Annotated in this window: 7 protein-coding genes; all 7 read right to left on the bottom strand. The window is 70.4% G+C overall.

What is annotated here, in order from left to right; translation table 11 throughout:
- Window positions 1–192: 192 nt before the first annotated feature.
- Window positions 193–1044 carry an ABC transporter permease gene (locus ABZV40_RS40440; RefSeq protein WP_355454492.1) on the bottom strand — a complete coding sequence of 284 codons (852 nt, stop codon included), beginning with the start codon at window positions 1042–1044 and terminating at the stop codon, window positions 193–195.
- The gene (locus ABZV40_RS40435; RefSeq protein ID WP_355454490.1) at window positions 1041–1958 is read right to left on the bottom strand and encodes an ABC transporter ATP-binding protein; all 918 of its coding nucleotides are present in this window, start codon (window positions 1956–1958) and stop codon (window positions 1041–1043) included. The genes ABZV40_RS40440 and ABZV40_RS40435 overlap by 4 nt, the downstream gene beginning before the upstream one ends.
- Before the next feature lie 53 nt (window positions 1959–2011).
- Window positions 2012–2866, bottom strand: a complete 855-nt coding sequence (locus tag ABZV40_RS40430) for a hypothetical protein (protein WP_355454488.1) — start codon at window positions 2864–2866, stop codon at window positions 2012–2014.
- Window positions 2867–2910: 44 nt separating this feature from the next.
- A complete protein-coding gene (locus ABZV40_RS40425; RefSeq protein ID WP_355454486.1) occupies window positions 2911–3411 on the bottom strand; it encodes a hypothetical protein in 501 nt (166 codons plus the stop codon).
- Window positions 3412–3610: 199 nt separating this feature from the next.
- A complete protein-coding gene (locus ABZV40_RS40420; RefSeq protein WP_355454484.1) occupies window positions 3611–4801 on the bottom strand; it encodes a cytochrome P450 in 1191 nt (396 codons plus the stop codon).
- A gap of 13 nt (window positions 4802–4814) precedes the next feature.
- The gene (locus ABZV40_RS40415) at window positions 4815–5054 is read right to left on the bottom strand and encodes an MbtH family protein (protein ID WP_355454482.1); all 240 of its coding nucleotides are present in this window, start codon (window positions 5052–5054) and stop codon (window positions 4815–4817) included.
- A complete protein-coding gene (locus ABZV40_RS40410) occupies window positions 5051–6322 on the bottom strand; it encodes a SidA/IucD/PvdA family monooxygenase (protein WP_355454480.1) in 1272 nt (423 codons plus the stop codon). The genes ABZV40_RS40415 and ABZV40_RS40410 overlap by 4 nt, the downstream gene beginning before the upstream one ends.
- Between the last annotated feature and the right edge of the window lie 6 nt (window positions 6323–6328).

Genomic DNA, 6328 nt, shown 5'->3' with positions numbered 1-6328 from the left:
AGCTCTGCCCGCACCCGCCCCGGCACTTGCCGCCCCCCCCCCCCCCCCCCAACCCCCGGCGCCGGCGCCCCCCCGGGTCACCCGGGGGGGGGGCGCCCGGGGCCGCGAGCCCGGAGCAACCCGCCGCCACTGGTTTTGTGCACGCCGGCCCGGCGTGGGGGGTGTCGCGGGACCCGGCGCTCCCCGGGGAAGTCAGCCCACCCGCTGCAACGCCTTCTCACGACGCTCGGCGATGCTCGAACCCGACTCGCGGCGAGCCATGCGGCGCAACAGGATCGGCGCCAGCACCAGGCCGACCACGGCCCAGACACCCAGCACCGCCACGGTTTCCAGGTGGCGCCACGACTCACCGATCTCGACCTGCTCCGCGCCGGCCGGCAGCAGCGCCGACCGCATGCCCAGACCCATCCAGTAGACCGGGAAGATCTGCGCGATCCACTGCAGCCACACCGGGAACGCGGCCAGCGGGTAGAAGATGCCCGAGATGCCGATCAGCGTGATGATCGGCAGCATCAGCAACTGCTGGGCGCGGGCACTCGCGAACGCCGAGCCCAGCACGGCGCCGATCGGCAGCGTCGCGATCATCCCGAGCAGCAGCACCCAGATCAGCGTGAGCCACGCGGACGCCTCGCTGATCGTGAGGCCGGGGACCAGGATCATGCCGGGGATCAGGAAGATCGCGAGGTCGACGACGAGGCTGCCGGCCACCGACACGATCTTGCCGATGAGATAGCCGACCATGCCGTTCGGCGTCGCCTTGGCGCGCAGCAGGGTGCCGTCCTCGCGGTCGACGGTGAGCTGCTGGCTCATCGAGATCATGCCGAACGCCGCGTTCATGCCCAGGATGCTCGGCAACGCGAGGGTGCCGAGGAAGAACCCGCTGTTGCCGAAGGACACGTCCCGGACGAAGTAGATCACGACCAGCATCAGCAGCGGCCAGAAGAAGTGCGACCACAGGTCCGCGCCGTTGGTGAAGGATTGGCGGAACTCGATCCAGCCGCGGGCGAACCCCGCTCGGACCGCCGCCGACTTCGTGCTCGTCATGCCGCTCCCCCGGTGGTCTCGATCTGGCCACGCTGCTCCGCGCGGCTGACGATGGTCAGGTAGGTGTCCTCCAGGGACGCCTTCTTGATGTCCAGGTCGGTGATCGCGTCACCGTGCTCCTTGAACAGGTCGAAGACGAACTTCGTCGCGTCCGGAGTGGACTCCGTGTGGTGCTCGCCGTCGAGCGTCCAGCTGACCTGGTCCTCGCCCGCGATGCTGTCGCGCAGCTCGGCCGCGGTGCCGTCGGCGACGATGCGGCCGCCGTCGAGGATCATGATGCGGGTGGCCAGCTTCTCCGCCTCCGCCAGGTCGTGCGTGGTGAGCACGATCGTGGTGTGGCCCTGGCGGGAGACCTCGGCGATCAGCGCGTGGAACTCCCGGCGCGCCTCGGGGTCGAGGCCCGCCGTCGGCTCGTCGAGGAAGATCAGCTCGGGCTTTCCGACCATGCCGATCGCGACGTCCACCCGGCGGCGCTGGCCGCCGGAGAGCATGCGCAGCTTCTTGTGCGCGTGCTCGGTGAGCCCGACCGCCGCGATCAGTTCGTCGGCGTCCCACGGCCGCTGCACGTGCGCGTCGGAGTACGGCGCGTAGTACGAACCCTGGTGCTGGAGCAGCTCCCTGATCCGCCAGCGCGCGTGGTCGCGCCAGGACTGCAGGACGACCCCCACCCGCGCCCGCCACGCCTCGTCGCCGTTCGCCGGGTCGACGCCGAGCACGGCGACCCTGCCCGCCGACCGCATCCGGAAACCCTCGAGGATCTCGATCGTCGTGGTCTTGCCCGCCCCGTTCGGACCGAGCAGGCACACCACCTCACCGCGTCGCACCCGCAGCGTGACGTCCTTCAGGACATCGGTGGTGCCGTAGCGCATCCGCAGGCCCTCGACGTCCAGCGCCAGTCCGTCGTTCCCCGTCATCGCGGTCCCCCTCCCGTCGTGTTGTTCGTGTCGTGTCTGTTGGCGCGCCTGGTTCATCGCGGTCTGGTGCGCCGGATGACGATGTCGCCGTCGAAGGTGTGGGCGTGCACGTCGACCGTGCGGTCGTCGCCGCCGGGCCGGTCGACCTCAGTGAGCCCGTTGTAGATGATTCCGCGCACGGTGCTGACATCCAGGCGGGCGGCGGTGCCCTCGGGAATGCCGATCTCCAGCTCGCCGGAGGCTGACGCGAGCATGGCCGTGCCGCCCATCAGCTCGCCGATGCGCACGGCTCCGTACGCGGTCTTGCTGCGCACCTCGGCCTCCGCGGCGTCCACGGTGAACTCCCCGTTGGCGCCGAGCAGCCGCAGTGGGCCGGTGACCTTGCCGATCGTGCACTCGCCGTGGTCGTTCTTGATCACCGCGGAACCGTCGATCTCGTCGAACCACAGCGATCCCGAGCGGGACGCGAGCTTGACCTGGCCGATGACCCTGCCGACGGTGAGCTCGACCCGCACGGCCGTCACCTGGAGCATCCCGGTGCGGTCGAGCTGAATGGCGCTCGTGACGGTGTCCATGCGGCACACGCCGAGCCGGCCCTCCGCGCGAAGGTTGGCCCACGCGGAACCCAGCCGGACGTGCGAGTCCTCCGGCAGCGTCACCTGCACGGCGACACTGCCGTCGGACGGGCCACGCCTGCCCTTGATCGAGCCGGGAGCACGCACCACCACCTTGCCCGGCGTGTGCTCGACCTTGACGCGCTCGGCGGCGGCGACGTCCGCCGCGCTGCCGGCGTCGGCCGGACCGACGACGACGGTGGTCTCGCCGACCGCACCGGCGACGAGGTGGATCTCCCCCGCGGGGAGCTGGACGGACAGGAAGATCGGTTCCGGTGTCGAGAACGCGGTCATGGGAACTCCAGGGTGGTGTCGGGTTCGCGGATCTGCACGGCGGTTCAGCGAACCCATCCCCGGAAGCGGTTGCTCATGACGGCACCGCGCTCCGACTGTCCTGACAGGGCGGCTGCCGTGACGCGGACCAGCCACGCGTTGACAGACAGCCCTTCGCGCTGTGCGGCCTCCTCGACGCGGACCTTGAGGTGCTCCGGCGGGCGGAAGTTGATGCGCGCCGGGGTGTTGTCCTCGCCCGCGGCCTCCGCGGGCGGCCCGGAGTCCGGCACGCCGAACACCTGACCGCCGTTTCCGCCCGCGCTCTCCGCCCTCGTCACCGCGAACGACGGCGCCATGCCGCGCAGGCGCAGTTCCACCGTGTCCGGAGCGAGGTCGCGGGTCAGCTCGTCGGCGGCCTCCGACAGCAGGCCGAGCATCGCCACCTGGACCGCGGAGTCGAGCAAGCCGACGAGGCGCTCGGCGACACCGCGCGCCTCGTCACCATGCGCCTCGGCGGCGAGCAGGAACTGCTGCCGCAGCTCGTCGGCGTAGTGTTCCAGGTCCATGGCGCCATTCTGGCACAGTCATGGCGCCATGACAACCTGGGTTGACACTTCTCGTGTCGCCCCACGATCAACCGGGCGTACCACCGAACCGCGGTGCAACAACAGAATCAACACTCTCACCTGCGAAAACGTGCCGACATCCCACCTCTGCCGAGACCTTCACCCCGCCGCCGAACGCGCCGGCACACCCGTGGCGCCATCATTGCGCCACGACGGGCAGCGTGGCCAGACCTGTCGTGTCGAACGCGGGGTGCGCCTTCGGGGTGGCGCCCTCCCGCACCCGCAGGCTCGGGAAGCGGTCGAACAGGGCGTTGAGCGCGATCCGCGCCTCCATCCGCGCGAGCGGCGCCCCGAGGCAGAAGTGGATGCCGTGCCCGAACCCGAGCTGCGAGTTGGGACTGCGACTCAGGTCGAACACGTCGGGATCGGGGAACTGCCGGGGATCGCGGTTGGCCGCGGCCATCCACACCATCACGATGCTGCCCGCGCCCAGCTCCCGGCCGCCGAGCGTCGTGGCCCGGGTCGTGACGCGGTAGGTGGCGGCGATCGGGCTGAGGAACCGCATGGACTCCTCCACCAGTCCCGCGATCAGAGACCGGTCGGCCCGAACCCTCCGGTCCAGCTCGGGGTCACCGTCGAGGCACAGCACGGTGTTGGCGAGCATCATCGAGGTGGTCGAGTGCCCCGCCACGATCATGCTCTTCACGAAGGCCACGACGTAGTCCTCGCTGAGCCGTTCGCCGTCGATCTCGGCCGTCACCAGCCGGTCGAGCAGCCCTTCACCCGCTGCGCCGGTACGCGTCCGGACGTGCTCGCGCAGGTACTCCACCACCTGTTCCATCAGTCCGGCGGTCACCGCGAAGACCCGCTCCTGCTCGGCCTGGTCCGCGGCGGGTGACAGGTCGCCGAAGCTCGCCGCCATCTCCCGCATCCACCGCTCGAGCTTCGGCACGTCGGAACGGGGCAGTCCGATCATCTCGCCGACGACCAGAATGGGCAGCGGCGAGCACAGCGCGTCCACCAGGTCGAAGTCGCCGGGGTCGGCGACGGCGCGCAGCAGCTCGTCCACCAGTTCGGTGATCCTCGGTTCCACGCCGGCGAGCAGTCGCGGGGTGAACGCGTACCGGACGAGGTCGCGCTGCCGGCGGTGGTCCGGCGGATCGGTCTGCAGCAGGTCGCCGTCCGCGATGACCTCGCCGCCGTCCTCGGCGAACAGCTGCGCCGTCCTGGAGGAGTACGTGGCCGGATCGCCGAGCACGGCGACCGCCTCCCGGTACCCGTACACGTTCCAGATCCCCGAGTCCGGGTCCTGGACGACCGGGTCCTCCGGCCGGGCGCCGTGCAACCAGCCGTGCTCCGGGTGGATCTTCCACTTCTGCGCGATCGTCATTCCCGTCTCCCGCTCAGCCCGTGACCCCGGCGGCCCGCTCGTCGCGTTCCATGGCGTCGCGCAGGCTCTTCGGGCGCATGTCCGTCCAGTTCTGCTCGACGTGGTCGACGCACTCCTGGCGGGTGCTCGCGCCGAAGACCACGCGCCAGCCGTCGGGCACGGGGGCGAACGTCGGCCACAGCGAGTGCTGCTCCTCGTCGTTGATCAGCACGTAGAACTCGCCGTTCTCGTCGTCGAACGGGTTGGTGCTCATGCGGATGCTCCATTCCTCTGCTTCGTGCGGCGACGCAGGATCGACTGCGTGATCTCGCCGCCGCGCACGGCGATGTTGGACAACAGGGACGAGGTCAGGCCGTGCGTGTGCTCGGTGCCGCCCTGCAGGTAGATGCCGCAGTCCTGGTCCTGCTCGGTGACCAGGAGGTGGTCGCGGCCGACCAGGTGGCGCCCCAGCTCGTCATAGGCGACGGGGCAGCCGAGACCGGCGAGCAGCTCGCCGGGGTCCATCGGGTCGTACCCGGTCGCGCAGACCACGAGGTCGAGCGGGAGGTCGCGCGGCTGGTCGTCGGCGGTCGAGTGGGTCTGCAGGGTGATCCCGTCACGTTCCTGCTTCGCGCCGACGACCCTGGTGAGCGGCAGGAACCGCAGCCGCGTCTCGCCGCGCACCTCGTCGTCGTAGGCCCGCTGGTACAGGTCGCGGATCACCTCGTCGTCGACCACCGAGTAGTTGGTGTTGCGGTGGTAGCGCCAGATCGCCGCCTTCGCCTCGTCGGACGCCTCGTAGAAGAAGTCGACGGCGGCGGGGTCGAACACCTCGTTGGCGAACGGGGTGTTGTCCGCGATCGCGTAGCCGTAGCTGGGCAGCACCGCGTAGACCTGCGCCGCGGGAAGGCTTTCGTGCAGGAACCGAACGATCTCGGCCGCGCTCTGCCCGGCACCGACCACCGCGACCCTGCGCACCTCGCGATCGCCGAGCGCGTGGAAGCGGTGCAGGAACTGCGAGCTGTGCCAGACCGAGTCACCGGCTTCCAGCCCGACCGGCATCCTCGGCACCAGCCCGGTGGAGATCACGACGTTGCGCGCGTCCACCGTGCGCCCCGCCCCGGTCCCGGTGTCGCGCACGTGCACCCGCAGCAGGCCTTCCGTCCGGCGCACGGACACGACCTCCGACCGGTAGTGCACGCGCTGGGACAGCCGCGCCTCGGCCCAGTGCAGGTAGTCCTGGAACTCCCGCCGGGTGGGGAAGAAGTCGCTGTTGTTCACGAACCGCGCGAACCTGCCCCGGTCGTGCAGGTAGGACACGAAGCCGTAGGACGACACCGGGTTGCGCGGCGTCGCGAGGTCCTTGAGGAAGGACACCTGCATCTTCGCCCCGGGCACGAGCATGCCGCTGTGCCAGCGAAGCGAGTCCTGCTTCTCGAAGAAGGCCGCGGTGAGCACGCCGGTCTCCTCCAGCGCGATCGCGAGGCTCAGGTTCGACGGGCCGAAGCCGATCCCGACCACGTCGTAGGGTTCGCTGGTCACGGAACT

It is taken from the genome of Lentzea sp. NPDC004782 (genome assembly GCF_040609115.1).
Taxonomy (GTDB): domain Bacteria; phylum Actinomycetota; class Actinomycetes; order Mycobacteriales; family Pseudonocardiaceae; genus Lentzea.
The sequence above is the reverse complement of the archived record's forward strand: the minus strand, read 5'-3'. Positions and strand labels throughout refer to the sequence as shown.

Bases quoted from the DNA above. Each gene is read 5' to 3' on its own strand.
- ABZV40_RS40440 (WP_355454492.1), bottom strand. From the start codon at position 1,044: ATGACGAGCACGAAGTCGGCGGCGGTCCGAGCGGGGTTCGCCCGCGGC.
- ABZV40_RS40435 (WP_355454490.1), bottom strand. From the start codon at position 1,958: ATGACGGGGAACGACGGACTGGCGCTGGACGTCGAGGGCCTGCGGATG.
- ABZV40_RS40430 (WP_355454488.1), bottom strand. From the start codon at position 2,866: ATGACCGCGTTCTCGACACCGGAACCGATCTTCCTGTCCGTCCAGCTC.
- ABZV40_RS40425 (WP_355454486.1), bottom strand. From the start codon at position 3,411: ATGGACCTGGAACACTACGCCGACGAGCTGCGGCAGCAGTTCCTGCTC.
- ABZV40_RS40420 (WP_355454484.1), bottom strand. From the start codon at position 4,801: ATGACGATCGCGCAGAAGTGGAAGATCCACCCGGAGCACGGCTGGTTG.
- ABZV40_RS40415 (WP_355454482.1), bottom strand. From the start codon at position 5,054: ATGAGCACCAACCCGTTCGACGACGAGAACGGCGAGTTCTACGTGCTG.